The following is a 26,405-nucleotide window of genomic DNA, read 5'->3' as shown; positions in this document are numbered from 1 at the left end:
CGACTGTGACCCGCCGCTACCAAGCGTAATGGTCTCGGGGCGGGTGACAAGACGTCCCCCGGTTGTTCTCTCGCGCTGGGAACTACCCTGGTGCGGTGCGTGACAAAACCCAAACGAATTCCGCCGTGCCCGGTGACCGGCTGATCCGCGCCGGTGCCATCGTTTTCTTCGTGGGGGCCGTGGCCACGCTGGTCACGGTGGCCCCGCTGTTCCTCGGCGGGAAGCCATTTCCGACGTACATGTACTGCATGAGCATGCTCATGGGCGTCGGTTTCCTGCTGGCCGGGGCGGGTGTACTGCGCTCGCTGACCGCGGGCCGCCGTCAGGCGCGGGCCGCCGCGCGATAGCCGGTTACGCCGCCGCCCGGTAGCCGGTCAGCCAGTCCGGGAAGGCGGACAGGTCGTCCAGGACGACGTCCGCGCCCGCGGCGCGCAGTTCGTCGGCGGTGCAGGGTCCGGTCGCCACGGCGACCGACAGGGCCGCTGCCGTACGGGCCCCGCGTACGTCTCCGACGTGATCGCCGACGTAGACGCCCGCGGCGTATTCGCGCAGTGCCTGCGCCTTCTGCTCGGCCCACAGGTCGCCGACGACCACGTCCGGCTCGATGCCGAGGTGGCTCAGGTGCAGCTTGGCGCTGGGCTCGTACTTCGCGGTGACGACCATGGTCCGGCCACCGGCCTGCTGTACGGCGGCTACGGCCTCGCGGGCACCTGCCATGGCGGGCGTCGCGGCGATGGCGATGGCCGGATACATCTCCCGGTACAGCGCGGTCATCGCCGGGATCTGCTCCTTGGTGAACCAGTGGCCCAGTTCCTCCACCAGCGGCGGGCCGAGCCGGGTCACCGCCAGATCGGCATCGATGAACGTCCCGGTCCGCTCCGACAGCGCCGCGTAGCAGGCGTGGATACCGGGGCGGGAATCGATGAGGGTCATGTCGAGGTCGAAGCCGACGGTGAATGTCATATGGGCCATTGTGCGGGTTGCCTCCGGCGGTTCGGCCGAGTGGGGCGGGGTCGTCGCCGGGTGCGGGTGTGTGTCGTCGCCGGGTGCGGGTGTGTGGTGGGCTGGTCGCGCAGTTCCCCGCGCCCCTGGGGGGTTGCGGTGCCGTCGGCTTTCAGGCGCAGCGGTACCCGCAAGCTCGGGCAAGCGTCGCAGCCGGCCCCCCGGCCCCGGTCCGGGCCGTCAGCGGGTGCGTTGGGAGCGCCAGACCAGGTACAGGGCGGAGGTGATGGCCGCGGCGCGGACGACCCAGGGCCATGTTCCGGCGACCGCCTCGTTCATGTGGCCCTGGGCGATCGGGGTGCCCCAGCGGCCGTTGACCCGGCCCCACAGCCAGACCAGACCGGCCGCGATGGCCGCACCGGGCAGGACCATCACGGCCACCTTGGTCTCCGCGGGCGTCAGCCGCCGGGAGCCGTAGGCGATGGCCCAACCCAGGAGCAGGGCGAACCAGTTCCCGAGCACCGCACCGGCGATCAGCGCGGCGGCGGCCAGCAGCAGGAGCGGGTTGGTCCAGCCGGCGGCGGGGCGGGGGAACAGGCGGCGGCGCGGGGCCGGTTCGGACTCGGTGGCGTCCGGTTCGGGCACCACCGTCTCCGGGGCCGGCTTCTGCGTCGCCGCCGTCTCCTCCGTCGGTTTCGGCGGGCGCTTCAGCAGCTCCGGGATCTCCACGCCGCCCACGAACCCCGGCACCGAGTCGATCGTCTCGGCGGCGACACCGAACGGGCTGCCGCCCAGCCGCCACCAGTCGGGCTCCACGGCGCTGTCCCCGAGCTCGTGCGCGCCGGCCAGGTGCGGCGGGGACGGGGCGTTGCGCGGGGTGAAGGGCTCGGGCTCGGCAGGGCGCGGACGGGAACGGGGGACCACCCGGCGCAGGCCCTTCGCACGCTGTTCCCCGTCCGCCGGCTCCGGCCGGCCCTTCGGCTTGGGCTCGCGCGGCGCGGGCCGCACCGGCACAGCGGCGGACGGCGGCTGCGGAAACCGGCCGGGGCCGGACGTACCGGACGTGCCCGACGTGCCGCCCGCCGCCTCGACCACCTCGTCCGGGGTGCCCAGGCGGTCCAGGATGCGGCGGACCGCGGCGGGGCTGTCGACCGCCGACTGGGCCCGGTGCCGGTCGATCTCGCCCCGAAGCTCCGACACGAGCCGCATCCGCGTGCCCGACGGCAGCTGCCGCTGCTGAGCGATGTCTCCGACACGGCTCAGGTATTCGTAGACGACCTGGTCGCTCTCGATCCCCAACGGAAACCCCTCCGGGGTGAAGGCCATGAAACCCCGGTGAGGACGGTACCGCCTCCCCCCGGTCGCCCGGGGCCGGCACCCGACCCGCTCGGCTGGAACGTACTCACCCGCTAACGTGGGTCAGATGAGCCAAGCGGCCCACCCAGCCCCCCGTTCCCTCGCGGAAGCGCTCCGCGCGCGGGACGACGTCTCCTTGGCCGCGCTGCTGCGCAGCCGCCCTGACCTCATCACGCCCGTCCCGACCGACCTCACCCAGCTGGCCACCCGCGCCGGCACCCGTGCCTCGGTGCTGCGCGCGCTGGAGCGGCTGGACCGGTTCGCGCTGCAGACGGCGGAGGCCCTGGCGGTCGCCCCGGACCCGGCGTCGTACGACACGCTGCTCGCCCTGCTGGCCGGGGACGCCGGGGACGAGACGGTCGCCGCCGCGCTGCCGCACGCCCTCGCCACCCTGCGCGAACAGGCGCTGGTGTGGGGCGACGACGAGCGGCTGCGGCTGGTCCGCACCGCTCGCGAACTCCTCGCGCCATCCCCGCAGCACCCCTCCCCGACCGGCCTCGGGCCCACCGTGCAGGAGGCCACCTCGGGCATGTCGCCGGGCCGGATGCAGGAGATCGTCACGGCGGCCGGGCTGCCCTCCACGCACGACTCGGTGTCCGCCATGGCCGCGCTCACCGCGCTGTTCAGCGACCGCGAGAAGATGGCCGAACTGCTCGCCGGTGCCCCGGAACCGGCCCGCGAGGTGCTGTCCCGGCTGGTGTGGGGGCCTCCGTACGGGCAGGTCACCCCGGAGCCGGCCGCGCATCTGCGCTGGCTGCTGGACCGCGGGCTGCTGCTGCCGACCGCCCCCGGCACGGTCGTCCTGCCCCGCGAAGTGGCCCTGCATCTGCGCGAGGGCCGCGCCCACCGCGCGCCCGAGCCGCTGCCGCCGGCCGTCGAACCGGCCGCGACCCACAGCCCGCAGGTGGTGGACGCGACGGCGGCCGGGCAGGCGTACACCGCGCTCGCCACCGTCGAGGAGCTGCTGAAGGACTGGGACGAGGGCGGCCCGGCGGTGCTGCGGGCCGGCGGCCTGAGCGTGCGTGACCTGAAGCGGACCGCCGTCGCCCTCGACGCGGCCGAGCCGGTCGCCGCGTTCTGGGTGGAGCTGGCGTACGCGGCCGGTCTGATCGCCTCCGACGGCGAGGCCGACGAACGGTACGCGGCCACACCCGCCTACGACGAGTGGCTGGAGCGGCCCGCCGCCGAGCGCTGGGCCCGGCTGGCGGAGGCCTGGCTGGCGGCCACCCGGACGGCGGGGCTGGTAGGCGGGCGGGACGCCAAGGACCGTACGCTCGCCGCGCTCGGCCCCGGCCTGGACCGCTCGGCCGCACCCGAGGTACGGCACCGGGTGCTGACCCTGCTGGCCGGGCTGCCGGTGGGCGCCGCCCCGGACACCGAGTCGGTACTGGCCCGCCTGTGCTGGGAACGGCCGCTGCGCGGGCCGCAGCGCGACGGTGACGAGGACCTGCGCTCCCGGCTGGCCCGCTGGACCCTGACCGAGGCGGAGCTGCTGGGCATCACGGGCCGGGGCGCGCTGTCGGCGCACGCGCGGGCCCTGCTGGGCGCCCCGGCGGCGGGGGCGGGCTCGCGCACCGGATCGGGCGCCCCGGCAACCGGGCCGGGCTCGCGCACCCCCTCGGGTGTCCCCGGCGCTTCCGCCTCCCGGGGCACCTCCGCCCCGCCGGCCGCCACCGGCTCGGTCCACGTCCTTGCCTCCGTCGGCTCGGCCGAGGGGACCGGCCCCGCCGAGCCCGGCGGCCCCGGCGACAAGCTCCCCGTCCACCATCACCACCGCCCCGGCCCCGCCCTCGCCCCGCTCTCGCCCGCGGAGCAGGCCGTGGCGACGGCCGCCGCCGCCCGGCTGCTCGCGCCGCTGCTCCCCGAGCCGCTGGACCACGTGCTGCTCCAGGCCGACCTGACGGCCGTGGCACCCGGGCCGCTCCAGCGTCCCCTCGCCGATGTGCTGGACGTGCTCGCGGACGTCGAGTCCAAGGGCGGCGCGACCGTGTACCGCTTCACCCCGGCCTCGGTACGCCGCGCCCTGGACGCCGGCCGCAGCGCCGCCGATCTGCACGCCTTCCTCGCCCAGCACTCCCGCACGCCCGTCCCGCAGCCGCTCGCCTATCTGATCGACGACGTGGCCCGCAAGCACGGTCACCTCCGCATCGGCGCGGCCTCGGCGTACGTACGCTGCGACGACGACACCCTGCTGAACGAGATCCTGGCCGACCGGCGCGCCGCCGCCCTTCGCCTGCGCCGCCTCGCCCCGACCGTGCTGGCCGCCCAGTGCGACCCGGCGACGCTGCTGGAGGGCCTGCGCGCGATGGGTTACGCACCGGCCGCCGAGTCCGCCGAGGGTGACGTCCTGATCGCCCGTGCCCACGCCCACCGCACTCCGCCGCGCACCGCCCCCGAGCCGGTGCCGGACGGACCGCCGGCGCCGGACGCCACGCTGCTCGGGGCGGCGATCCGCGCGATCCGGGCGGGCGACCTGGCCGCCACCGCCCCGCGCAAGCCCGTCGGCGAGTCCGGCGGCGGATCCGGCGGGGCACCCCTGGCCGGCGGTGAACTGCCCCGTACCTCCTCCGCCGAGACCCTGGCCACCATGCAGGCCGCCGTCCTGACCGGGGAGTCCCTCTGGATCGGCTACGTCAACGCCGAGGGCACCGCCAGCCAGCGCGTCATCGCCCCGGTCAAGGTGGAGGGCGGCTTCGTCACGGCGTACGACCACACCGCGGACGAGGTCCGCACCTATCCGCTGCACCGGATCACGGGGGTGGCGGAGCTGGCGGGAGACTGACGGTGATCGTCGGTGTGTAGGGCACACTGGACGTTTGGCCGTTGTGGAAAGGGTGTGTGCCGCACGTGAACGGACCGCTGATCGTCCAGTCCGACAAGACCCTGCTCCTGGAAGTCGACCACGAGCGGGCCGACGACTGCCGGCGTGCCATCGCGCCGTTCGCCGAGCTGGAGCGGGCGCCGGAGCACATCCACACCTACCGGGTCACCCCGCTCGGGCTGTGGAACGCGCGTGCCGCCGGGCACGACGCCGAGCAGGTCGTGGACGCGCTGGTGCAGTACAGCCGGTATCCGGTGCCGCACGCACTGCTCGTGGACATCGCCGAGACGATGGACCGGTACGGGCGGCTGACGCTGAGCAAGCATCCGGCGCACGGACTCGTGCTCACCAGCACCGACCGGCCGGTGCTGGAGGAGGTGCTGAAGTCCAAGCGGATCATCCCGCTGGTGGGCGCCCGCATCGATCAGGACAGCGTCGTCGTGCACCCGTCCGAGCGCGGGCAGATCAAGCAGGTGCTGCTGAAGCTGGGCTGGCCGGCCGAGGACCTCGCCGGGTACGTCGACGGCGAGGCGCATCCGATCGAGCTGCTGGAGGACGGCTGGGCGCTCAGGCCGTACCAGAAGCAGGCCGTGGAGAACTTCTGGCACGGCGGCAGCGGGGTCGTGGTGCTGCCCTGTGGCGCCGGAAAGACGCTGGTGGGAGCCGGGTCGATGGCCCAGGCGAAGTCCACCACCCTCATCCTCGTCACCAACACCGTCTCGGCCCGGCAGTGGAAGCACGAGCTGGTGAAGCGGACCTCGCTGACCGAGGACGAGATCGGCGAGTACAGCGGTACGAAGAAGGAGATCCGCCCGGTCACCATCGCCACCTACCAGGTGCTGACGACCAAGCGGAAGGGCGTCTATCCGCACCTGGAGCTGTTCGACTCCCGGGACTGGGGACTGATCGTCTACGACGAGGTGCATCTGCTGCCCGCTCCCGTCTTCAAGTTCACCGCCGATCTGCAGGCGCGCCGCCGGCTGGGCCTCACCGCGACCCTGGTCCGCGAGGACGGCCGCGAGTCGGACGTGTTCTCCCTCATCGGGCCGAAGCGGTTCGACGCGCCCTGGAAGGAGATCGAGGCGCAGGGCTACATCGCCCCGGCGGACTGTGTCGAGGTCCGGGTGAATCTGACGGACTCCGAGCGGCTGGCGTACGCGACGGCCGAGACGGAGGAGAAGTACCGCTTCTGTGCGACGACGGACACCAAGCGGAAGGTGACGGAGGCGATCGTCCGCCGGTTCGCCGGCCAGCAGATCCTCGTCATCGGCCAGTACATCGACCAACTCGACGAACTGGGCGAGCACTTGAACGCGCCCGTCATCAAGGGCGAGACCTCCAACGCCCAGCGCGAGAAGCTCTTCGACGCCTTCCGTGAGGGCGAGATCAGCGTGCTGGTGGTGTCGAAGGTCGCGAACTTCTCCATCGACCTGCCGGAGGCGACCGTCGCCGTCCAGGTGTCCGGCACCTTCGGCTCCCGCCAGGAGGAGGCCCAGCGCCTCGGCCGCGTCCTGCGCCCCAAGGCCGACGGCCATCAGGCCCACTTCTACTCGGTCGTGGCCCGCGACACCATCGACCAGGACTTCGCCGCCCACCGCCAGCGCTTCCTGGCCGAACAGGGCTACGCGTACCGGATCGTGGACGCGGACGAGATCCTGACGGAGGACAGCACCGGCTCATCTTGAGGAAGCCGAGCTTGAGGAAGAAGGCTACTTACGGTGTATGCCCGCTTCCTCCCCGTACTCACCGAGGATGATCACGCCGAACGCGGCCTCCGCGAACACCTTGATGGCGCGCAGGGCGTTGCCGAGCCAGTGGTGATGCGGGCCGTCCACGGCCGTGGCGCCGCCCGGCGGCCGGACAGGACCTGGGGAGATGGTTGCTGCGCTCATGCCTCCATGGTGGATCGCCGGGCACGGGATCGGCATCGGTCTCCAGAGCCAATCCCGCATGGCTGCGCGTAGATCTCCGGGTGGACGGCGGCCCCTACTCCGGGGCTGCGCGTCCCCTAGGGGTCGGAAAAACCGTTGGCCCCCGCCACGCGCCCTCGCCTAGAATCTCCGCTCTTGCCCGCCTCCCGTCCGCGGAGTGCCGTCGCCCGGCCGGAAACCGGGCGGCATCGTCGTAGCCACCCAGCAGGCCCCCCGGAGGCACCCCCGTGTCCACGTCCATGCCCGCCGACGGCCCCCTGGCCCGAGAGCGCTCCCACCTCGCCGACTCCCGTGCCGCGCTGCGCGCCATGCGCGAGGACGTGGAGTCGCTGGACATCCGGGACGTCACCGCGAACTGGGTCAACGCCGCGGTGCTCGCCCACCAGATCGACGAGCGCATCAAGGCGCTGGCCGACCTCAGCGACACCCCGCTGTTCTTCGGCCGGCTGGACTATCTGCACGCACCCGGCGCCGCCCAGGCGGAGGGCGCGGAAGGCGAGCGATTCTACATCGGGCGGCGGCATGTGCACGACGCCGACGGCGACCCCATGGTCATCGACTGGCGCGCCCCGGTCTCGCAGCCGTTCTACCGGGCCTCCAAGAAGGACCCGATGGACATCGGGCTGCGCCGCCGCTTCGGCTACACCGGCGGCGACCTGACCGCGTACGAGGACGAGCACCTGTCCGACCCGGCCGATCCGGCGGGGCCCGCCACCACCAGCAAACTGCTCCAGCAGGAGATCGAACGGCCGCGCGTCGGCCCCATGCGGGACATCGTCGCCACCATCCAGCCCGAGCAGGACGAGATCGTCCGCTCCGGTCTGTCCGGCACGGTCTGTGTCCAGGGCGGCCCCGGCACCGGAAAGACCGCCGTCGGCCTGCACCGGGTCGCCTACCTCCTCTACGCCCACCGGGAGCGGCTTGCCCGCACCGGCACGCTGGTCATCGGGCCGAACAAGTCCTTCCTGCACTACATCGAGCAAGTCCTGCCCGCGCTGGGTGAGCTGACCGTCCAGCAGGCGACCGTCGACGATCTGGTCGCCCACGTCGAGGTACGCGGCACGGACGAGGCGGCCGCCGCCGTGGTCAAGGGCGACGCCCGGATGGCCGAGGTGCTGCGCCGGGCCCTGTACTCCCATGTGACCCTGCCGACGGAGCCGGTCGTGGTGGTGCGCGGCTCGCGGCGCTGGCGGGTGCCGTCGTACGAACTGGAGGAGCTCGTCCGGGAGTTGCTTCAGCGGGACATCCGCTACGGCGCCGCCCGCGAGGCCCTGCCGCAGCGGATCGCGCACGCGGTGCTGGTGCAGATGGAACGCTCGGGCGAGGCACCGGACGACCGGGTGCAGGACGCGGTCGCCCGCAACAGCGCGGTGAAGGCGGCCGTGAAGGCGATCTGGCCGCAGGTGGACCCGGCGAAGCTCGTCCTGCGCCTGCTGTCGGACGCGGACTTCCTCGCCGAGCACGCCGCCGGGATCCTGGACGAGGACGAGCAGAAGACGATCCTGTGGACCAAGCCGGTGCGCAGTGCGAAGTCGGCCAGGTGGTCGGCGGCGGACGCGGTGCTGATCGACGAGGCGGCGGATCTGATCCAGCGCACGCACTCGCTGGGCCACGTCGTCCTCGACGAGGCACAGGACCTCTCCCCCATGCAGTACCGGGCCGTCGGGCGCCGCTGCACCACGGGCAGCGCGACCGTCCTCGGCGACCTGGCGCAGGGTACGACGCCCTGGGCCACCCGCAGCTGGGACGAGGCGCTGGCGCACCTGGGCAAGCGCGAGGGGGTCATCGAGGAGCTGACGGCCGGCTTCCGCGTCCCCACGGACGTCATCACCTACGCCTCCCGCCTCCTGCCGCACATCGCGCCCGGTCTCACCCCGGTGGCCTCGGTCCGTGAGAACCCGGGCTTCTTCGAGGTCCGTACGGTCACGGAGGCGTCCGAAGTCGTCGCGGCCTGCGAGGAGTTGCTGCGCAACGAGGGCTCGACGGGCCTGATCGCCGCCGATGCCCGCATCCCGGCGCTGTCCGAGGCGCTGACGACGGCGGGGATCCCGTACCTCGCCCCCGGCGAGGAGACCACCCGGCACACCCGCCTGACCCTGGTCCCGGCGTCCCTCGCCAAGGGCCTGGAGTACGACTACGTGGTCCTGGACGAGCCCCAGGCGGTGGTGGACGGCGAGCCGGACGAACGGACGGGCCTGCGGAGGCTGTACGTGGCGCTCACGCGAGCGGTGTCGGGTCTGATCGTGACCCACGCGGCACCGGTACCGGCTCAGTTGGCCTGACGGCACGCCGCTAGGGTGTCGTGCCGTCCCGGCATGTCCCCATGGAAAGGCCTCCGTTGAGCACACCTCCGTCCCCGCATCCCGGCTACCCGCAGGCTCCAGGGCCGTACGCGCAGCAGCCGGGTCCGTACCGGCAGGCGCCTGGGCCGTACCAGCAGGCGCCTGGGCCGTACGCACCGGCGCCCGGGGCATACCAGCAGCCGGCACCCGGTCCGTATCAGCAGGCCCCGGCGCCGTACCCGTCCCAGCCGGCGCCCGCCGACTACGGCCAGGCCGCTGCGTACCAGCAGGTCCCCGGTGCCCATCCGTCCCCCGCCGCCCCCTCGCCCTCAGGCCCCGGGTGCGATGTGTGCGGAGCCTCGCCCGCCGCGCGGATGACGATCCGTGGCCATCAGGGCATGCTGATCGTGATGCGGAACCTGTGGCGGAAGGGCACCTTCTGCCAGACCTGCGCGCTCGCCGTCTTCCGGAAGATGCAGTCGGACACGATGGCGCAGGGCTGGTGGGGTCCGATGTCGATGGTCATCACGCCCATCACGCTGCTGATCAACCTCTTCACCCTGTCCAGGATCCGGAAGCTCCCCGCGCCGACGGCCGCCTTCGGCCCCGGCCTGGACCCGGGCCTCCCGGTCCTGCGGCGCCCGGCCGGGATGATCGGCCTGGTCCCGCTCACCGGCTTCTGCCTGGTGTTCCTCTTCGTCCTCGTCGCGCTCGCGACCGCGTGACGACGCTGGACGGGGACCGTCTACTCCCCGTCCAGCACCCTCCGCCACTCAGCCACGGCCCCCGCGGAAACCGCTCCCGCCCAGCCCGCGGAGCGCGCCGCGCCGCCGATGTGGAAGGCGTCGATGCCGGCGGCCCGCAGCCGGGGCACGTGCTCCAGGCGCAGGCCGCCGCCGACCAGGAGTGTCTGGCCGTAGCCCGGCTCGCCCCGCCGGCCCGCCTCCGCGACCAGCGTCGCCAGCCCCTCGTCCACCCCGCCGGCGGCGCCCGCGGTGAGGTAGGTGTCGAGGCCGGGCAGGTCGGCGAGCTGCTTGCGCAGGGCGTCGCGGTCGGCGGCCCGGTCGATCGCCCGGTGGAACGTCCACGCGCAGCCGTCGAGCACGCCGGCCACCCGCTCGACGGCGGCCAGGTCGACCCCGCCGTCCGCGTCGAGGAAACCGAGGACGAACTGGTCGGCGCCCGCCTCGCGCAGGTCGCCGGCCACCCGGACCAGACGGTCGACGTCACCGGCCGCGAACCCGTCCGCGAGCCGGAGCATCACGCGCAGGTCGATGTCGACGGCGGCCCGGATCCCGGCGACGGTGGCGGGCGCCGGGCTGAGCCCGTCGGCCGCCATGTCGGTGACCAGTTCCAGGCGGTCCGCGCCTCCGGCCTGGGCGGCGACCGCGTCCTCGGCATCGAGTGCGATCACCTCCAGGACTGCACGCTTGCTCATGGCACCCCATTCGTCCGTCGGCCACTACAGGTCTAGTCCAATTCCAAGACTACGCCTGTACCGGAGCGCCCTTCACCCGAAGATGTTGAGTTCCCCCTCCCGCGCGCCGGCCAGCTCGTACCCGCCGCCGCTCACCGGCCGTCCCGCGTACAGCCGTACGAGCGTGGGCGCGTCGCCGATGTACCGCGCGGGCGGGCCCGCCGGGGCCGCCGCCGCCCCGAGCCGCAGCGGCTCGTCCACGTCGTCGAGGTCGGCGTGCAGCGGCAGGTGCTCCTTCTCACGGGTGACCCGCACCAGCAGCGTCAGCGCGTCCGGCAGCCCGGCCCCCGCGTACGCCCCCGGCGCGCCGAGGACCTCCCGTACGTCACCGGCGTGCACCCACTCCCCGAGCGCGACCATGTCGAGCACCCCGCCCGCCTCGGCGATCACCGGGCCGGCCTCGGTCATCCCGCGCTCCAGCTCGTCCACGACCCGCGCGTTCGGCCACGCGGCCCGCTCGGCGATGTCCCGGTCGTTGGACTCGGGCGAGAACACGCCCCTCTCGAACCGGCTCTCCACCACCCGCATCAACGCGGCCGAACAGTGCGCCAGCACATCCCGCACCGACCACCCGGGACACGCGGCGGTCGGCAGCGCGAAGTCCGCGTCCGGCCGCGACCGCAGCAGCGGTATCAGCGCGTCCCGCTCGACGGCGAGCAGTCGGCCGGGCAGTTCGGGGTCGCGTGCTTCCTGAACGTCAGTCATGGGGGCCACGCTAGGTGCACCGAGTCGCACAGCGGGAGAATGACGGCATGGCCGATCTCGACGATCTGCGTTCCCGCTGGCTGCGCGCCCTGCTCGCGGCACGGGACGACGACTCCTGCGCCCCGGACCCGTACCGGTACGCCGACGCCCTGCTGCGCCGCTGGCAGGAGCCGCAGCGCCGGTACCACACCGTCGAGCACCTGGCGGCGGTCCTCGACCACATCGACGTACTCGAGGAGCACGCGGACGACCCGGACGTCGTCCGTCTGGCCGCCTGGTTCCACGACGCCGTCTATCTGCCCGAGCGGTCGACGAACGAGGAGCGCTCCGCCCGCCTCGCCGAACGCGCGCTCCCCGAGGCCGGGGTCTCGCCGGGCAAGACCGCCGAGGTGGCCCGCCTGGTCCGGCTCACCGTCACGCACGACCCGGCCGGCGACGACCGCGACGGCCAGGTGCTGTGCGACGCGGACCTCGCGATCCTGGCCGCGCCCCCGTCGGCGTACGCCGCCTACACCGCCGAGGTGCGCGCGGAGTACCACTTCGTCCCCAACGACGCCTTCCGGGCGGGCCGTTCGGCCGTCCTGCGCCAACTCCTGGACCTGCCGACCCTGTTCCGCACCCCGTACGGGCAGGAGCACTGGGAGGCCACCGCCCGCTACAACCTCTCCGGTGAGCTGGAAATGCTGTCGACCTGAGGGAAAGGGGCCCCTTAGGGTTCGCCGCATGCGACCGATAAACGGGGATGACCTGATCGAGGCCGTGGCAGGCTGCACGGCGCTGCTGCGCACGGCGGTGGACCGGGACTGGACGGCCGTACGGGCCGGGCGGCTGGAGTGGGACTGCCACGCCACCGCGGTCCATGTCGCCGACGACCTCATCGCCTACGCCGCCAACCTGGCCGGACGCGCACAGGACGCCTACGTCCCCTTCGAGCTCACCCTCGACGAGGGCACCGGCAACGCGGGCCTGCTGCACGTCATCGAGACGACCGGCGCCCTGCTGGCCGCCGCCGTCCGTACGGCCGCGCCCGGCGTCCGCGCCTTCCATCCCTACCCCTTCCGCAGCGCCGACGCCGAGGGCTTCGCGGCGATGGGCATCGCCGAGGTGCTGCTGCACACCCACGACATGGCCGAGGGGCTGGGGCTCCCGTACGAGCCGCCCGCCGAGCTCGTCACCTCCCTCCTGGCCTGCCTCTTCCCGCACGTCCAGCCCGGCCCCGCCCCGTGGCCGACCCTGCTGTGGGCCACCGGCCGCGGCGAGCTGCCCGGCCGTGCCCCGGTCACCGAGTGGCGCTGGCGCAACAACCTCGTCATCCCGGCCGAGCGCCTCACCCTCACCGGCCTGCGCCCGGCCGCCGCCCACGATCTGCGCCTCGGCGGCGAGGGCGGCTTCGACTGGGTCGAGGGCGGGCCGTACGAGGGCACCCGGGGAGCCGCCGGTCTGCTGCTCAAGGCCTACGAGGCGGGGGTGCACCGGCCCGAGTTCGGCGTCTTCGTCCTTCTCCGCACGCAGGACGGCCGCGCCCTCGGCGCCATGGGCTTCCACGGCGTCCCGGACGAGGACGGCTGCGTGGAGATCGGCTACGACCTCGCCGAGACCGCCCGCGGTCAGGGGTACGCCACCGAGGCCCTGCGCGCGCTGTCGCGGTGGGCGCTGGCCCGCGACGACGTGACGACGCTGCTCGCGAAGATCGACCTGGACAACACCGCGTCCCGGGCCGTGGTCTCGCGCGCCGGCTTCCAGCAGGTCAGCGCGGACGAGAACCTCGTGACCTACGAACTGCGCCGCTGAGCGATCCCCGGTGAACCGCCCTGCCGGGCACGTCCCTTGGGTCTGCGCAGCCCCGACTCCCTGAGCAGCCGTACCACTTCACGGCTGGACGTCTGCACCGCGCCCGCGGCCACCGCGTCCGCGTACCGGTGCGCCGGAAGGTCGTAGTGGTCGCGCTCGAAGGCGCGCCGCGGCACGCCCAGCCGCTCGGCGAACGCGTGGAGTTCGTCGTACGACACATCGCTGACCAGGTGCGACCACATACGGCCGTGTCCGGGCCAGGCGGGCGGGTCGATGTACAGCGTCACGACGAGGTCATTCCGCCCGTCGCCGAGCCGAGCGAACCCACCGCCGCGACCTTCACGCCGGCCTTGTGGCACACCCAGTGCGGGTCGGGGCCCAGCTCGGGCTCCACGTCCAGCGCGTGCGGGTCGCCGGAGCCGCACACCGGGCACAGCGGCCAGCGGCCGTACCGGTCCAGCAGCGCGTCCTGGACGTCCTGGGCGATGAGCCCGGCGACGAAGGCCATGCCGTCCGGCCACTGCTCGACCCACCAGCGCCGCTCCGCGACCGAGTCCTCGACCAGCGAGACCACGTCCGCCTCCGCGACCTCGCCCGCGACCAGATCGGCGAGCACCAGGGCCCGGGCGGCATGCAAGGCCTGCTCAAGGGGACTGAGGGGTTCCATGGCACCCATTGTGCGCACTCTTGACCGCCGCAACGAACCGAAAATATCTTTCATCTGTGACCCAGGACCTGAAGGAAATTTTCGGCAGTGCGGGCGGTTCCCTCGCCGCCAAGGTGCGCACCCTCGCACCGTCCATGACCCGGTCCATGCACCGCGTCGCGGAGGCCGTCGCGAGCGACCCGGCCGGCTGCGCCGCCCTCACGGTCACCGGCCTCGCCGAACTCACCGGCACCAGCGAGGCCACGGTCGTGCGCACCGCCCGGCTCCTCGGCTACCCCGGCTACCGCGACCTGCGGCTCGCCCTCGCCGGGCTCGCCGCACAGCAGCAGTCCGGGCGCGCGCCCGCCATCACGACCGACATCGCGGTGGACGACCCCATCGCCGACGTCGTCGCCAAGCTCGCCTACGAGGAGCAGCAGACCCTCGCCGACACGGCCGCCGGACTCGACACCGTCCAGCTCGGCGCCGCCGTGGGCGCGCTGGCCGCCGCCCGGCGCACCGATGTGTACGGCATCGGGGCGTCCGGGCTCGTCGCCCAGGACCTCACCCAGAAGCTGCTGCGCATAGGCCTCATAGCCCACGCCCACAGCGATCCGCACCTCGCGGTGACCAACGCGGTGCAGCTCCGTGCGGGCGACGTGGCGATCGCCATCACCCACTCCGGTTCGACGGGGGACGTCATCGAGCCGCTGCGGGTCGCCTTCGAGCGCGGGGCCACGACCGTGGCCATCACCGGCCGGCCGGACTCGCCGGTCACCCAGTACGCCGACCACGTACTGACCACGTCCACCTCACGGGAGAGCGAGCTGCGCCCGGCCGCGATGTCCTCGCGGACGAGTCAACTGCTCGTGGTGGACTGTTTGTTCGTGGGAGTGGCCCAGCGTACGTACGAGACGGCGGCGCCCGCGCTGGCCGCGTCGTACGAGGCGCTGGCTCATCGGCATCGCACCAGCCCCAGGTGAGTGACACCCCGGGTGAGTAAGCAGGACGCACGCCGCACCCAGACCTGAGAGAGCCGCCCCCCATGACCTCCCCTGATCTGCGCAGCCAGCTGGCTTCCCTGACCACCGAAGCCTTCCGGCCCGAGCTCGCCGACATCGACCGTCTGCCCACCCTCGACATCGCCCGCCTGATGAACGCCGAGGACGCCGGAGTCCCGGCGGCCGTCGCCGCCCAGCTTCCCCGGATCGCCGCCGCCATCGACGCCGTCGCCGAGCGCATGGGCCACGGCGGCCGGCTGGTCTACGCCGGCGCGGGCACCGCGGGCCGGCTCGGCGTCCTGGACGCCTCCGAGTGCCCGCCCACCTTCAACACCGATCCCGCGCAGGTCGTCGGCCTGATCGCGGGCGGGCCCGAGGCGATGGCGAGCTCCGTCGAGGGCGCGGAGGACTCCGGGGAGCTGGCCCGCCAGGACCTGGACGCGCTGAAGCTCACCCCGGAGGACACCGTGGTCGGCATCTCCGCCTCCGGCCGCACCCCCTACGCGATCGGCGCCGTCGAGCACGCCCGCGCCCTGGGCGCCCTGACCGTCGGCCTGGCCTGCAACGAGCACAGCGCGCTCGCGGCCGCCGCCGAGCACGGCATCGAGGTCGTCGTCGGCCCCGAGCTGATCACCGGGTCCACGCGGCTGAAGGCCGGTACGGCCCAGAAGCTGGTCCTCAACATGCTCTCGACCATCACGATGATCCGGCTCGGAAAGACCTACGGGAACCTGATGGTCGACGTCCGCGCCTCCAACGACAAGCTCCGGGCCCGCTCGCGCCGTATCGTCGCGCTGGCCACCGGGGCGGGCGACGACGAGATCGAGCGGGCCCTCAGCGAGTGCGGCGGCGAGGTGAAGAACGCGATCCTGGTGCTGCTCGCCGATGTCGACGGCCCGACGGCCGCCCGCCTTCTGGAGGACTCCGGCGGCCATCTGCGTGCCGCGCTGGCGCACGCGGCCCGCTGACCCGCACGCTCGGGGCGTGCGCAACGACCCCGCCTCCACCGCGACCGCCCTCCTCACCCTGGTCGGCGGCCCGGCCAACGTCACCGCCGTGGCCCACTGCATGACCCGCCTCCGGCTGGCCCTCGCCGATCCGGCGGCGGCGGACGAGGCAGGGCTGCGGGCCCTGCCCGGGGTGCTCGGGGTGGTGTCCGACGGGACCACCCGGCAGATCGTGCTCGGTCCGGGGATCGTCGACGAGGTCACGGCGGAGGTGGAGGCGCGGGTGGCGGACGCCGGTCAACTCCAGCCTCCCGGCGGCTGGTTGGCGGAAACGGGCGCCCGGTTGCCGGAAGCCGCCGCCCGGTTGCCGGAAGGGGAGATCCGGCCGGCGGAAGGAGACGCCAGGCCGGCGGAAGGGGACGCCCGGCCGGCGGAAGGGGACGCCCGGCCGGCGGAGGGCAAGGCCCTCAAGACCACCCTGCGCCGTATCGCGAACGTCTTCGTCCCGCTGATCCCCGCCCTGATCGGCTGCGGCATCCTGTCCGGACTCAACGGCCTGCTGCTGAACACCGGTTGGCTGCCCGGCCTGGCCCCCGCGCTGTCCGCGATCGCCTCCGCCTTCCTGGCGCTGATCGCGGTCTTCGTCGGCTTCAACACGGCACGGGAGTTCGGCGGCACGCCGGTGCTGGGCGGGGCGGTGGCGGCCGTCGTCGTATACCCGGGTGTGGCAAGGGTGACGGCGTTCGGGACGCACCTCGCGCCCGGCCAGGGCGGGGTGCTGGGCGCGCTGGCGGCGGCCCTGCTGGCGACCCGGGTGGAGAAGTGGGTCCGGGGCCGGGTCCCGGGCGCACTGGACGTCCTCCTCACCCCCACCGTCACGGTCCTCGTCTCCGGCCTGGTGACGCTGTACGGCCTGATGTACGCGGCCGGAGCGGTGGCGACGGCGATCGGCACCGCGGCGAACTGGCTCCTCGCGACCGCCGGAGCCGTCGCCGGACTGGTCCTCGGGGGCCTCTTCCTCCCCCTGGTCCTGCTGGGCCTGCACCAGGCCCTCATCCCCATCCACACCACGCTCATCGAGCAGCAGGGGTACACGGTCCTGCTCCCGCTGCTGGCCATGGCGGGCGCGGGCCAGGTGGGCGCGGCGCTCGCGGTGTACGTCCGGCTGCGCCACGACACATCGCTGCGTACGACGATCAGGTCAGCCCTCCCGGCAGGCCTGCTGGGGGTGGGCGAGCCGTTGATCTACGGGGTGTCCCTGCCGTTGGGCCGCCCGTTCCTGACCGCCTGCGCGGGCGGGGCGGCGGGCGGGGCGTTCATCGGCTTCTTCGCGATGCTCGGCACCAAGGTGGGCGCGACGGCGATCGGCCCGTCGGGCTGGGCTCTCTTCCCTCTGCTCACGGGGAACAGGGGGGCGGGGACGGCGGCGGCGATCTACGGCGGCGGTCTCCTCACCGGCTACCTGGTCGGCTTCCTGGCGACCTATGCCTTCGGCTTCCCGCGCCGCCCCCGAGTGGGCGCACCCGCGTGACGTACCGCCCAACCGGTCGTTCCCCGGGCATGATGAAGAAGCTCCTGGTCACCGCCGTCCTCACGGCCTCCGCCGCGGCCCTGGCCGCCCCCGCCCACGCCGACGACCGCGGGTACGACGCCGATGCCGCGAGGTGCGTCGAGAACCTCGCCGTGCTGCCCGCCCTCACTCCCGTCTCCCCGCTGGCACTGGCGGCCGGCGCCCTCGCCGCCGCCCCCACCTGCGGGGCGCAGAGCGCCCTGGAGCGCATCAACGGCAACGGCTGACCGCCGGTCCCTCAGCGCCCCGACGGATCTCCGGGGGCGCGCCAGACCAGGGTGTACCGCCAGAAGAGCCGACGCCTGAGCCGGACGCCGGGAAGCAGCCGGCGCGCCTGCCTCCCGATCTCCTCGAAGGACAGCTCGGGTTCACGGGTCCGCGCGGTCATGGAAACGGGCCGGGGCGAGCCGGCCCGCCCACGGTTCTTCACCCACCCCGTCAACGCGTTGAGCGGTATGGCAACCAGCCCGAGCGCGTGATCGACGGGACTCGCGGCCCGCGCACACCCGACGACGACCAGGGTCCCGCCGGGAGCCAGCTCCTTCTTGAACCGGTCCAGAGCCTCGGCGAAGGGCAGATGGTGGAGTACGGCGACACAGCTGATGACGTCGTACGGGCCGGCGGGGATCTCCTGCGGGGCTGCGCCGAGGCTGTAGCCGACGGGGGCGGCGGGCCCGGTCAGCTCCCGGGCCCGCTGAAGGATCTCCGAGTCCGAGTCGACGCCCTGGACCCACTCCCCCCGCTCGGCCAGCAACCGCACCAGATCCCCGCTCCCGCACCCCACATCCAGCGCCCTGGCGAACCGCCGGGGCAACTGCCGTAGCAGCCATGGGTGGTAGTGGGCGTTGTGATCCCAGGGGTGGGCGGCGTTGAAGCGGTCGAGGGCGTCGACCAGGCGGCCGGGCAAGATGCTCGTCATGCCGTCAGTCCACCATGGGCTTTCCCCGGGCTTCCCCGATGGGCATCTACTTGAAGAATAGGAAAGCAAATGCCAGTCTGATACCTCGCGGCCGGCCTGGAAGCGGACAGGTACGTCAAGGTCCGCAAGGGATACATCGGCAGGCGGCCCCGCACCTGGCTCTCCCTCACCGCCCTCGGGCGAGCGGCCCTCTCCGCCCATCTGTCCGCCTTGCAGGACCTCGCCGCGCGGAACGCGCGCAACGCGGCGGCCATGGACCAGTGAAGCCCGGACAAGAGCAACGAAGGACACGCGGACCGATCATGAACCACGCCCAGCTCGCCGCCCTCGGCCGGGCCCTCCGGTTGCTCGGGGAGCACGGGGAGGCTCTGACCGGCGACACCCCGGACGCCCGGCTGCACGAGATCAAGGCCGATCTGCGGCGGGCGCTCGATCTGGTGGACGAGAGCGTCGCCTCGAACGCTCCCGCCACGCGCTGCCCCGAGCATCCGCAGGGCCCCGTCGACGAGAGCGCGCCCGACCTGTGTCTGCTGTGTGAGACCCGGCGCCGGGCCGCCCGGCGGTCGGAGTTCCAGGGCGGGCGGGCCGAACCCGCGCCCGTCGCCACCGCGCCCTCCCGTTACGGTGTCCGCGCCGACCGGCCCCAGCCGCAGCAGCGCTGGCTGCCCGAGGCGTGGAACGGGCAGGAGTGGCAGCTGTGCGGGACGCCGCGCAGGGACCGGCGGGAGGCCGAGGCCTACCTCGCCGCGCAGCGGCGCGGGTCACGTCCCGCGATGGCCTACCGGCTCGTGCACGAGTTCACCGACTACGAGGTGCTGCGGGTGTGGGGTACGCCCCTGCACGTCGACATCGAGCCGATGGGCAACCTCTAGGCGTCAGCTGAGCAGGGGCAACGGCCCGAACTCGTACCCCTCCCATATCCGCCTGCTCCGCTCCTCCGGGTACGGCGCCACCGTCGGCTCCGCGTCCAGGATCTGTACCAGGCGGGCATCGGGGTCGTACTGCGGCCAGCCGGGGTCGCCCGTCCGTGCGAACGACGTCCAGGCGCCCCGCATGAACGTGGACAGCCGCTCCGCCTCCGGTGTGGGGGTGCCGCCGGGGAAGGCGAGCGCGCCGAGGTCCGCGCCGTACGTGCCGAAGAGCAGCGGGATGTCCAGGGCGTGGCAGGAGCCGAGCAGGCCGTCTCTGTCGGGGGCCGGCCAGGTCAGTTCGTAGACGTGGGCGCGTCCGCCGCCCCTGCGCTGGGCCTCCGCGAGGCGCAGGCTCGGCAGCGCGAACAGCCAGTCGGTCTGGACGCGTTCGAAGAGCTGCTCGGCGGTGGCGTCCGGGTAGGCCGCGCGGTAGGCCGCCTCGCCCGCCTCGCCGCCCGGCGCGTACATCCGCAGGGTCGCCGTCGCCAGGTCGTCCGTGACCCTGCCGTCCATGCCCGCCACGACCAGGAACAGGCGCCATTCGTCGCGGTTGTGGCCGACGAGGAGGTCCACGTCCCTCGCCGAGCCCGAGGCCAGCGCCGCCCAGGGGGCCGCGGGCAGCACGTCGCCGTCGACGACCGGGGCGAAGGGGACCGTGGTCGGGGCCGCCTGGCCCCATCTTCCGGTGTACTGGGCCATTTTGGCCCCCAGCGCCGCGCCCGCCTCGGTGAGCCGCTGCGGGTCGATCGCCGCCAGGTCGGCCGCCGTCGGCCCGCGGCCCGCCTCGGCCGCCAGGGCCGCGGCGATGTCGCGGGCCAGTTCGGGCGAGAGGAACGTGCCCGGCACGCTCTGTGCCACCGCGCGCCGGAACAGGCCACGGGCTCTGGGCATCGCCATCAGCGAGGCGATGGAGCCCGCGCCCGCCGATTCACCGAAGACCGTGACCTGGGCCGGGTCGCCGCCGAACGCGGTGATGTTCTCCTGGACCCATTCCAGGGCCGCCAGCTGGTCCAGCAGGCCCCGGTTGGCCGGTGCGCCGTCCCAGAGGGCGAAACCCTCCATGCCCATGCGGTAGTTGAGGGTGACGAGGACCGCGTCGCCCTCGCGGGCCAGGTGCCGTGCGTCGTAGCCGGGCTGACCGCCGTGGCCCACTTTGAACGCGCCGCCGTAGATCCACACCATCACCGGGCGGGCGGCGGACGCATCCGGGTCCGGGGTCCAGACGTTGACGGTGAGCCAGGTGTCGTCCCGCGGGGTGGGCAGCTGGGGCGCGCGGCCCAGGAAGCCTGTCTCCTGCGGGGGCGGCGGGCCGAACGCGTACGCCTCCCGGACGCCGTCCCAGGGGCGGGGCGGGCGCGGGGCCTGGAAGCGGGCCGCCCCGACCGGGGGTTCGGCGAAGGGGATGCCCCGGAACACCGACAGGCCCGCCTCCCGCAGACCGCGCACCGCGCCGGAGGCGGTGCGCACCACGGGGCCGTCGCGGCCATCGGTGTCCGGGACGCCGCTTTCCGAGGCCTGGGACTCACTCGTCGTCATGCTCGCTCCTCTTGCCCTCACCGGTCATCAGAGGAACGCACCAAGACGATCACAAGTGCCCGCCCGGAGAAAGAAGCCCGCAAGTCAGCTGAGCGTCTTCACCGCCGCCGCGTCGTACGGCTTGAGGTCCTCGAAGCGGTCGGAGAGCACCTTGGCCGCCCACTGAGGGTCCTGGAGCAGCGCACGGCCGATGGCGACCATGTCGAACTCGTCGGCCTCCATGCGGTCCAGGAGGTTGTCGATGCCGTTGACCTGGGAGCCCTCGCCCTGGAAGGCGTTGAGGAAGTCGCCGTCGAGGCCGACCGAGCCCACGGTGATGACCTGCTTGCCGGTGAGCTTCTTGGTCCAGCCGGCCAGGTTCAGGTCCGAGCCGTCGAACTCCGGCAGCCAGTAGCGGCGGGTGGAGGCGTGGAAGACGTCGACTCCGGCCGCCGCCAGCGGGGTGAGGATCGCCTCCAGCTCCTCCGGGGTCTCGGCGAGGCGGGCGGTGTAGTCCTGCTGCTTCCACTGCGAGTAGCGGAAGATGACCGGGAACTCGGCCGAGACCGCCTCACGGACCGCGGCGACGATCTCCGCCGCGAAGCGGGTGCGGGCCACCGGGTCGCCGCCGTAGGCGTCGGTACGGCGGTTGGTGCCCTCCCACAGGAACTGGTCGACGAGGTAGCCGTGGGCGCCGTGGATCTCCACGCCGTCGAAGCCGATGCGCTCGGCGTCCGCGGCGGCCTTGGCGAACGCGGCGACGACGTCGTCCAGGTCCGCCTGCGTCATGGCCTTGCCGGTGGGCTCGGCGCCCGCGGTGACCAGGCCGGAGGGACCCATCGCGGGGGCGTCCGGGTAAGGGGCCTCGCCGTCCTTGCGGACCATGCCGATGTGCCACAGCTGCGGGACTATGGTGCCGCCCGCCGCGTGCACGTCCTCGGCGACCTTCGCCCAGCCCGCGAGCTGCTCCTCCCCGTGGAACCTCGGCACCCGGTCGCTCTGGCCGGCCGACTCGTGGCCCACGTACGTGCCCTCGGTGACGATCAGGCCGACCCCGGCGGCGGCACGGCGGGCGTAGTACGAGCGCACGTCCTCGCCGGGGATGCCGCCCGGCGAGAACATGCGGGTCATCGGCGCCATCACGATCCGGTTGGGAACGGTGAGACCGTTGAGCGCGATCGGGCGGGACAGGATCTGGGCCGCGCGGGAGGCGGGGGTCGTGACGGTCACGTGGGGGCTCCTCGTGAGGGGTGTTAACCGGTCGGTATGTGAGCACGCATTGTTGCAGCTCCTGAAGTAACGACCTATGCGATGGCCCACATTCCACCCCACCGAAAACCGTCAGGTGACGCCGCTCACACTCTCCCGGTTCAGCCGCCGCACCCGTCTGGTCCGCGTTCGTCGATCACCTCAAGCGGCCCCAGAGCTGAGTCGCCGTCTGTTCCGTGAACTCCGTCGGGGAGGGATCCGTCGGCAGCTGCGCGGGCACCGTCGTGTCCTTCTTCTTGCCCGGCTTGTCGGCGAAGAGCGCGACGGTCAGGGTGAGCCGGTTGTCGTAGGCGACGGTCCACACCGTGCGGCGGGTGATGCCGCCGCCCGCGCCGGCCGTGAACCGGGCCGGCGCGGCCACCCCTGCGGTCGCCTGCTCGGGCAGGACCCGGTGGCGGTCGGGGTGCGCGGAGTAGACGGTCCGGCCTGCGCGGGTGATGCGCGCGACCGTGTACGGCGCGGCATACGTGCCGTGGGCCGCGACCGCCGCGTACGCCGACGTCAGCTTCAGCGGTGTGGGCGCGGTTGTCTTCGGCAGCCCCGTGAGCGGCGCCCCGAACCGCCGGCCCGCCAGCGGCGTCATCGCCGTACCCGCCTCCACCGCCCCGCTCACCGCGTCGTTGAAGGGTTGCCGGGCGTAGTCCGACCCCCCGTACAGGACCCGCACCGCACCGTCGCCGGGCTCCATGCCCACGACGGCGGTGTGGAGCCGTACCCCCTTGCCGGCCTTCTGCCCCTTGACCAGTTCCGCCGTGAAGTCCTGCTGTGTGAGGTCGAAGGTGGTGCGCACGGTGTAGCCGCCCTTGGCCAGCTGGTCCTCGGTGATGCCGAGCCGGTCGGCGGCCTCTTTCGCCGCGACGTCGATCAGGTACTGCCGCTGCCCGTCGGTCGCCCCCGGCGGATAGAACCGGAACGCCGGGAAGCGGGCCTCGGCCCGCTGTTTCGCGGTGATGTTCCCGCTCGCCGCCATCGCGTCCAGCACCCACTCCCAGCGGCGTTGGAGCGTCGCCGTGACTTTCGGGTCCGAGCCGGCCTTCTCGTAGTAGGAGGGGAGGTTGATGATGGCGGCCAGGGCCGCGCCCTGGGAGACGGTGAGGTTCTTGGTGTCGACGTCGAAGTAGTTGCGGGCGGCGGACTGGATGCCGGCGGCGCCCCGGCCGAAGTACACGGTGTCGAGGTAGCCCTGGAGGATCTCGTCCTTGGAGCGGGTGCGGTCCAGCTTGACCGCGATCAGCGCCTCGCGCGCCTTGCGTGACAGGCTCTGCTCGGGGCTGAGCAGCGCGTTCTTGACGTACTGCTGGGTGATGGTGGAGCCGCCCTGGTGTTCGCCGCCGGTCAGCGCCGCCGCGACGGCACGGACGAGGGCCTTCGGGGAGACGCCGGAGTCGGTCCGGAAGGAACGGTTCTCGGCGGCGATCACCGCGTCCTGCACATACCGCGGCACCTGCGACAGCGGCACGTCCTGCCGGTCGACCGGCCCCCGGCGGCCCAGATAGCCGCCCTTCGCGTCGAGGAAGACGGTGCTCTGGACGACCGTGTCCGGGTGCGGATCGGGAATGACGGTGAGCTTGTACGCGACGACGACCGCCCCGCACAGCAGGGCGAGCAGGGCCAGGAAGGCGGCCAGCAGCCGACGCACGATTCGGCCCCGGTTGCGGCGCAGACGGACGCGGAGCGGGATGCGGCGCGAACGGGCGGGCGAAGAGGCCTTCTCGGGCTCCTTCCCGGGCTCCCGCTCGGGTTCCTTTTCGGGCCCCTTCTCCGGCTCCCCCTCGGGTTCCCTCTTGGGCCCCTCCTTGAGCTCCGGGGTCATGCCTGCCACCCCCCGCTCCGCAGCCGTGCCACGACGGCGCCCGCGGCGTCGTACACCGTGACGCCCTCACCGCCCCCGGTGTCCCCGGTGCTCCCGGCGCTCCCGGCCCGCTCCATGCCGTCGACGATGAGCGTCTTGGTGTCCTGCGCGGACAGCGGCGTGCTCGTGTACCAGACGCCCCAGCCGGGGCTGCCCGCCAGGGTGAGCACCTTGGCGGCGACCTCGCCGTGACCGGTGCTCACCTCGACTCGCCCCGGGTCCCCGGTGACGCCGTAGTACAGGCCGGACAGGAAGTAGCTGCCCTTCACCGGCTCCGCATGCAAGGACACCCCCGGCGTGTGACGCGGATAGGCGTCCAACCCGCGGAACTGGTTGGCCTGTTCCGGTGTCGACCAGTGGCTGCCGTCCGCGGTCAGCCACATCTCCACGCCGGGCGCCGCCTGCACCCGCTCCCCGGGCGCCACGATTCGTACGGAACCGACCGCGCGCCCCGCTGCCGTACCGTTCGACGCACCGCCGCCGGTCCCGCCGACCAGGCCGGTGACGACGAACCCCCCGGCCACCAGCACCACCACCGCACAGCCACCGGCGACCACCGCGGCCCGGCGCCGCCGCCGCGCCCGTCCCCGCACGGTCACCGCGTCCAGCGGGACCGGGGAGGGAACCAGGTCCCCGGCCTCGGCGGCGTAGGCCTTCCGCAGCCGCCGCTCATCGCCCCCGGCCGCCTTCACGCCCCGCTTGCCGATGTGGCGCACCGCGCCCGTGGAGACGCCGAGCAACTGGCCGATCTGCGCGTCCGGCAGGCCCTCCCCGTACCGCAGCACCAGCACGGCCCGCCGCCGGTCGGCCCGCCGCCCGAGCGGCCACGGCCGCCGCAACCAGCTCCGCACGAGCTGACGCCGTACGTGGAAGTCCACGTCGTTGCGCGGAACGCGGCGCCAGCGCCCGTATACCCGTATGAGCGTCCTCCTCGCCAGGTCGTCCGCGTCGGGCAGATCCCCGGTGAGCAACCACGCGGTGCGAAGGAGCCGGGGCCAGCAGGTACGCGCGTAGGCGGCGAAGTCGTCATGGATCCGGGCACCCGTCCGCATCGTCTTCTCCTTGGGTCACGTGTGTTTCGATGGACGCCGCGCACGCGGCCCACGCGACCTGTACGCACGGGCGGGGCGGGCGGGTTGCACGGGAGACGAGAAACTCACGCAGACTCCGGCGGAGGGCATGACCGAGGACGAGTTCGACGCTTTCTACGCGGCCGCGTTCCCCCGCCTGACCGGGCAGCTCTATGCCTTCACCGGAGACCACGGCGAGGCTCAGGACGTGGTACAGGAGGCGTTCGTACGCGCCTGGGACCGGCGGAAGTCCTTCCTGGCCGACAGCGCCCCCGAGGCCTGGATCCGCACGGTCGCCCTACGGCTGGCGGTCAGCCGCTGGCGGCGCGCCAGGCGCTGGCTGGAACTGGTACGACGGCACACACCACCCGAGTCCACTCCGGGCCCGGGTCCCGAACACGCCGCGCTGGTGGCCGCGTTGCGCCAATTGCCCCAGGCGCAGCGGTTGGCGATCGTCCTGCACCATCTGTGCGACTTGAGTGTCGAGCAGGTAGCCTCCGAGACCGGCGCGCCCGTGGGCACGGTCAAGGCCCGGCTGTCCCGGGGCCGGGCCGCCCTGGCGAAGCAGCTGGGCACGGACGAGGCCGATGAGCCGGTACGGAAGGAGGGCGGCCGTGTCGGATGAACTGACCACCGGGCTCCGCGATCTGGCCACGGCCAACGAGACCCCGCCGGCCATCTCCGCCCCCGAGATCCGCCGCCGCGCCGCCCGCCGGGGCCGCCGTCGCCGCACGGCCCTCACCCTCGGTGCGGGCGCCGCGGCCCTCGCTCTCGCGGTCTTCGTCCCGACGCTGAACTCGGGCGGCACCCCCGCCCACCGCCAGTCCCCGGCCGCCACCGCTCCCCGCCTGCCGTCCCCCACCCCCACCCCCACCCCCACCCCCAGCTCCTCCTCCCCTGTCGCGACCCCGGTCGCCGGCACGGTGGACTTCGAGAAGCAGACCCTGGCCATCGGCGGCCGGATCATGCCCATCACCTCGGGCTCTCCGGCCCGTGTCGCCACCGGCCCGCTGACCGTCGCCGCGAAACCCCACCTCACGCGGGACGTCGTCGGGCAACTCTCCAAGGACGCCTGCAAGGTGACGGTCCCGTTCCTGATCGAACTCCGCGGCACCGACCGGACCAGCGTCTACGTCGGCCCCCTCGCCTGCGCCGCCCGGGCCGGCGACTGGATCGGCCTCGGCGCGAAGGACGCCGTCTGGCTCTACAACAGGCTGAAGCCGGGCGACACCCTGTCGGTGGTCACACCGAGCGCCTAGCGCGATCCGGCGCCCCGAAGCTCAAGCCACCAGCCCCGAGCGCTCTTTGCAGGGAATGGGTGGAGGGTCCCAACCCGCCCTCCCACCCCGTGAGTTGACTGGACGCAACCGATTTGCCACGGACGGTCACAAGGCTCTAGC

The 26,405-nt window shown here is 73.3% G+C and carries 27 protein-coding genes; 15 read left to right on the top strand and 12 right to left on the bottom strand.

Annotation, left to right across the window (positions count from 1 at the left end):
* The first annotated feature begins 95 nt into the window (after positions 1-95).
* Positions 96-347, top strand: a complete 252-nt coding sequence (locus BFF78_RS23545; protein WP_069780209.1) for a hypothetical protein — start codon at positions 96-98, stop codon at positions 345-347.
* A gap of 4 nt (positions 348-351) precedes the next feature.
* Here the strand turns inward: BFF78_RS23545 and BFF78_RS23540 are convergent, their stop codons facing one another.
* Together BFF78_RS23540 and BFF78_RS23535 are read right to left on the bottom strand one after the other, a co-directional pair.
* The gene (locus BFF78_RS23540) at positions 352-972 is read right to left on the bottom strand and encodes an HAD family hydrolase (protein WP_069780208.1); all 621 of its coding nucleotides are present in this window, start codon (positions 970-972) and stop codon (positions 352-354) included.
* Positions 973-1,182: 210 nt separating this feature from the next.
* Positions 1,183-2,241, bottom strand: coding sequence for a hypothetical protein (locus tag BFF78_RS23535; protein ID WP_069783754.1), 1,059 nt, complete (start codon positions 2,239-2,241; stop codon positions 1,183-1,185).
* Positions 2,242-2,365: 124 nt separating this feature from the next.
* Here BFF78_RS23535 and BFF78_RS23530 point away from each other — a divergent pair, with 124 nt between their 5' ends.
* Both BFF78_RS23530 and BFF78_RS23525 read left to right on the top strand, forming a co-directional pair.
* A complete protein-coding gene (locus tag BFF78_RS23530) occupies positions 2,366-5,080 on the top strand; it encodes a helicase C-terminal domain-containing protein (RefSeq protein ID WP_069780207.1) in 2,715 nt (904 codons plus the stop codon).
* A gap of 65 nt (positions 5,081-5,145) precedes the next feature.
* Positions 5,146-6,804, top strand: a complete 1,659-nt coding sequence (locus BFF78_RS23525) for a DNA repair helicase XPB (protein ID WP_069783753.1) — start codon at positions 5,146-5,148, stop codon at positions 6,802-6,804.
* 24 nt (positions 6,805-6,828) lie between these two features.
* Here BFF78_RS23525 and BFF78_RS23520 read toward each other — a convergent pair whose 3' ends face one another.
* Positions 6,829-7,011, bottom strand: a complete 183-nt coding sequence (locus tag BFF78_RS23520; RefSeq protein WP_069780206.1) for a hypothetical protein — start codon at positions 7,009-7,011, stop codon at positions 6,829-6,831.
* A gap of 278 nt (positions 7,012-7,289) precedes the next feature.
* Between BFF78_RS23520 and BFF78_RS23515 the strand changes: the two genes are divergently transcribed.
* On the top strand, positions 7,290-9,332 hold the full coding sequence (locus BFF78_RS23515) for a HelD family protein (protein WP_099055087.1): 2,043 nt from the start codon (positions 7,290-7,292) through the stop codon (positions 9,330-9,332).
* A 56-nt stretch (positions 9,333-9,388) separates the two neighbouring features.
* Complete coding sequence (locus tag BFF78_RS46325; RefSeq protein WP_159033045.1) at positions 9,389-10,057, top strand: hypothetical protein; 669 nt, start codon at positions 9,389-9,391, stop codon at positions 10,055-10,057.
* A 20-nt stretch (positions 10,058-10,077) separates the two neighbouring features.
* On the opposite strand, the gene BFF78_RS23505 is transcribed toward BFF78_RS46325, so the two are convergent.
* Complete coding sequence (locus BFF78_RS23505; RefSeq protein WP_069780203.1) at positions 10,078-10,770, bottom strand: copper homeostasis protein CutC; 693 nt, start codon at positions 10,768-10,770, stop codon at positions 10,078-10,080.
* Positions 10,771-10,842: 72 nt separating this feature from the next.
* Positions 10,843-11,514, bottom strand: coding sequence for a maleylpyruvate isomerase family mycothiol-dependent enzyme (locus BFF78_RS23500; RefSeq protein ID WP_069780202.1), 672 nt, complete (start codon positions 11,512-11,514; stop codon positions 10,843-10,845).
* 47 nt (positions 11,515-11,561) lie between these two features.
* On the opposite strand from BFF78_RS23500, the gene BFF78_RS23495 reads away from it, so the two are divergent.
* On the top strand, positions 11,562-12,209 hold the full coding sequence (locus BFF78_RS23495; RefSeq protein WP_069780201.1) for an HD domain-containing protein: 648 nt from the start codon (positions 11,562-11,564) through the stop codon (positions 12,207-12,209).
* 28 nt (positions 12,210-12,237) lie between these two features.
* Positions 12,238-13,305: a GNAT family N-acetyltransferase gene (locus BFF78_RS23490; protein WP_069780200.1), complete on the top strand. Its 1,068-nt coding sequence runs from the start codon at positions 12,238-12,240 to the stop codon at positions 13,303-13,305.
* Here the strand turns inward: BFF78_RS23490 and BFF78_RS23485 are convergent.
* Entirely contained in the window at positions 13,287-13,592 is a 306-nt protein-coding gene (locus tag BFF78_RS23485) for a DUF4031 domain-containing protein (RefSeq protein ID WP_069780199.1), read from the bottom strand. The two genes, BFF78_RS23490 and BFF78_RS23485, sit on opposite strands and share 19 nt — an antisense overlap.
* Positions 13,589-13,972 carry a hypothetical protein gene (locus BFF78_RS23480; RefSeq protein WP_069783752.1) on the bottom strand — a complete coding sequence of 128 codons (384 nt, stop codon included), beginning with the start codon at positions 13,970-13,972 and terminating at the stop codon, positions 13,589-13,591. The genes BFF78_RS23485 and BFF78_RS23480 overlap by 4 nt, the downstream gene beginning before the upstream one ends.
* 56 nt (positions 13,973-14,028) lie before the next feature.
* Here BFF78_RS23480 and BFF78_RS23475 point away from each other — a divergent pair, with 56 nt between their 5' ends.
* The 4 genes from BFF78_RS23475 to BFF78_RS23460 all read left to right on the top strand — a co-directional run bounded on the left by BFF78_RS23475 (position 14,029) and on the right by BFF78_RS23460 (position 17,696).
* On the top strand, positions 14,029-14,934 hold the full coding sequence (locus tag BFF78_RS23475; protein WP_069780198.1) for a MurR/RpiR family transcriptional regulator: 906 nt from the start codon (positions 14,029-14,031) through the stop codon (positions 14,932-14,934).
* A 62-nt stretch (positions 14,935-14,996) separates the two neighbouring features.
* Entirely contained in the window at positions 14,997-15,920 is a 924-nt protein-coding gene (gene murQ, locus BFF78_RS23470) for an N-acetylmuramic acid 6-phosphate etherase (RefSeq protein ID WP_069780197.1), read from the top strand.
* A 16-nt stretch (positions 15,921-15,936) separates the two neighbouring features.
* A complete protein-coding gene (locus BFF78_RS23465; protein WP_069783751.1) occupies positions 15,937-17,430 on the top strand; it encodes a PTS transporter subunit EIIC in 1,494 nt (497 codons plus the stop codon).
* Between the two features lie 29 nt (positions 17,431-17,459).
* The gene (locus tag BFF78_RS23460; protein ID WP_069780196.1) at positions 17,460-17,696 is read left to right on the top strand and encodes a hypothetical protein; all 237 of its coding nucleotides are present in this window, start codon (positions 17,460-17,462) and stop codon (positions 17,694-17,696) included.
* 11 nt (positions 17,697-17,707) lie between these two features.
* On the opposite strand, the gene BFF78_RS23455 is transcribed toward BFF78_RS23460, so the two are convergent.
* Positions 17,708-18,388, bottom strand: coding sequence for a class I SAM-dependent methyltransferase (locus BFF78_RS23455; protein WP_069780195.1), 681 nt, complete (start codon positions 18,386-18,388; stop codon positions 17,708-17,710).
* Positions 18,389-18,484: 96 nt separating this feature from the next.
* Between BFF78_RS23455 and BFF78_RS43540 the strand changes: the two genes are divergently transcribed.
* Both BFF78_RS43540 and BFF78_RS23450 read left to right on the top strand, forming a co-directional pair.
* Entirely contained in the window at positions 18,485-18,652 is a 168-nt protein-coding gene (locus BFF78_RS43540) for a transcriptional regulator (RefSeq protein WP_079161846.1), read from the top strand.
* Between the two features lie 38 nt (positions 18,653-18,690).
* Positions 18,691-19,260, top strand: a complete 570-nt coding sequence (locus BFF78_RS23450) for a hypothetical protein (protein WP_069780194.1) — start codon at positions 18,691-18,693, stop codon at positions 19,258-19,260.
* A 3-nt stretch (positions 19,261-19,263) separates the two neighbouring features.
* Here the strand turns inward: BFF78_RS23450 and BFF78_RS23445 are convergent, their stop codons facing one another.
* The 4 genes from BFF78_RS23445 to BFF78_RS23430 form a co-directional block, all read right to left on the bottom strand.
* The gene (locus BFF78_RS23445) at positions 19,264-20,835 is read right to left on the bottom strand and encodes a carboxylesterase/lipase family protein (protein WP_079161439.1); all 1,572 of its coding nucleotides are present in this window, start codon (positions 20,833-20,835) and stop codon (positions 19,264-19,266) included.
* An 84-nt stretch (positions 20,836-20,919) separates the two neighbouring features.
* Positions 20,920-22,044, bottom strand: a complete 1,125-nt coding sequence (locus BFF78_RS23440; RefSeq protein ID WP_069780193.1) for an NADH:flavin oxidoreductase — start codon at positions 22,042-22,044, stop codon at positions 20,920-20,922.
* 175 nt (positions 22,045-22,219) lie between these two features.
* Positions 22,220-23,896: a transglycosylase domain-containing protein gene (locus BFF78_RS23435; protein WP_079161438.1), complete on the bottom strand. Its 1,677-nt coding sequence runs from the start codon at positions 23,894-23,896 to the stop codon at positions 22,220-22,222.
* On the bottom strand, positions 23,893-24,987 hold the full coding sequence (locus tag BFF78_RS23430) for a sigma factor-like helix-turn-helix DNA-binding protein (RefSeq protein WP_069780192.1): 1,095 nt from the start codon (positions 24,985-24,987) through the stop codon (positions 23,893-23,895). The genes BFF78_RS23435 and BFF78_RS23430 overlap by 4 nt, the downstream gene beginning before the upstream one ends.
* Before the next feature lie 127 nt (positions 24,988-25,114).
* Here BFF78_RS23430 and BFF78_RS23425 point away from each other — a divergent pair, with 127 nt between their 5' ends.
* Together BFF78_RS23425 and BFF78_RS46320 are read left to right on the top strand one after the other, a co-directional pair.
* A complete protein-coding gene (locus tag BFF78_RS23425) occupies positions 25,115-25,630 on the top strand; it encodes a SigE family RNA polymerase sigma factor (protein WP_069780191.1) in 516 nt (171 codons plus the stop codon).
* On the top strand, positions 25,620-26,264 hold the full coding sequence (locus BFF78_RS46320) for a hypothetical protein (protein WP_069780190.1): 645 nt from the start codon (positions 25,620-25,622) through the stop codon (positions 26,262-26,264). The genes BFF78_RS23425 and BFF78_RS46320 overlap by 11 nt, the downstream gene beginning before the upstream one ends.
* Positions 26,265-26,405 lie beyond the last annotated feature (141 nt).

Source organism: Streptomyces fodineus (assembly GCF_001735805.1).
Taxonomy (GTDB): Bacteria; Actinomycetota; Actinomycetes; order Streptomycetales; family Streptomycetaceae; genus Streptomyces; species Streptomyces fodineus.
This window is presented reverse-complemented; position numbering and strand designations above follow the sequence as displayed.

Excerpts from the sequence above, each read along its gene's own strand:
- BFF78_RS23540 (WP_069780208.1), bottom strand. The coding sequence starts at position 972 with ATGGCCCATATGACATTCACCGTCGGCTTCGACCTCGACATGACCCTC.
- BFF78_RS23530 (WP_069780207.1), top strand. The coding sequence starts at position 2,366 with ATGAGCCAAGCGGCCCACCCAGCCCCCCGTTCCCTCGCGGAAGCGCTC.
- BFF78_RS23520 (WP_069780206.1), bottom strand. The coding sequence starts at position 7,011 with ATGAGCGCAGCAACCATCTCCCCAGGTCCTGTCCGGCCGCCGGGCGGC.
- BFF78_RS23515 (WP_099055087.1), top strand. The coding sequence starts at position 7,290 with ATGCCCGCCGACGGCCCCCTGGCCCGAGAGCGCTCCCACCTCGCCGAC.
- BFF78_RS23505 (WP_069780203.1), bottom strand. The coding sequence starts at position 10,770 with ATGAGCAAGCGTGCAGTCCTGGAGGTGATCGCACTCGATGCCGAGGAC.
- BFF78_RS23500 (WP_069780202.1), bottom strand. The coding sequence starts at position 11,514 with ATGACTGACGTTCAGGAAGCACGCGACCCCGAACTGCCCGGCCGACTG.
- BFF78_RS23495 (WP_069780201.1), top strand. The coding sequence starts at position 11,562 with ATGGCCGATCTCGACGATCTGCGTTCCCGCTGGCTGCGCGCCCTGCTC.
- BFF78_RS23490 (WP_069780200.1), top strand. The coding sequence starts at position 12,238 with ATGCGACCGATAAACGGGGATGACCTGATCGAGGCCGTGGCAGGCTGC.
- BFF78_RS23480 (WP_069783752.1), bottom strand. The coding sequence starts at position 13,972 with ATGGAACCCCTCAGTCCCCTTGAGCAGGCCTTGCATGCCGCCCGGGCC.
- murQ (WP_069780197.1), top strand. The coding sequence starts at position 14,997 with ATGACCTCCCCTGATCTGCGCAGCCAGCTGGCTTCCCTGACCACCGAA.
- BFF78_RS23460 (WP_069780196.1), top strand. The coding sequence starts at position 17,460 with ATGATGAAGAAGCTCCTGGTCACCGCCGTCCTCACGGCCTCCGCCGCG.
- BFF78_RS23455 (WP_069780195.1), bottom strand. The coding sequence starts at position 18,388 with ATGACGAGCATCTTGCCCGGCCGCCTGGTCGACGCCCTCGACCGCTTC.
- BFF78_RS23450 (WP_069780194.1), top strand. The coding sequence starts at position 18,691 with ATGAACCACGCCCAGCTCGCCGCCCTCGGCCGGGCCCTCCGGTTGCTC.
- BFF78_RS23445 (WP_079161439.1), bottom strand. The coding sequence starts at position 20,835 with ATGACGACGAGTGAGTCCCAGGCCTCGGAAAGCGGCGTCCCGGACACC.
- BFF78_RS23435 (WP_079161438.1), bottom strand. The coding sequence starts at position 23,896 with ATGACCCCGGAGCTCAAGGAGGGGCCCAAGAGGGAACCCGAGGGGGAG.
- BFF78_RS23430 (WP_069780192.1), bottom strand. The coding sequence starts at position 24,987 with ATGCGGACGGGTGCCCGGATCCATGACGACTTCGCCGCCTACGCGCGT.
- BFF78_RS23425 (WP_069780191.1), top strand. The coding sequence starts at position 25,115 with ATGACCGAGGACGAGTTCGACGCTTTCTACGCGGCCGCGTTCCCCCGC.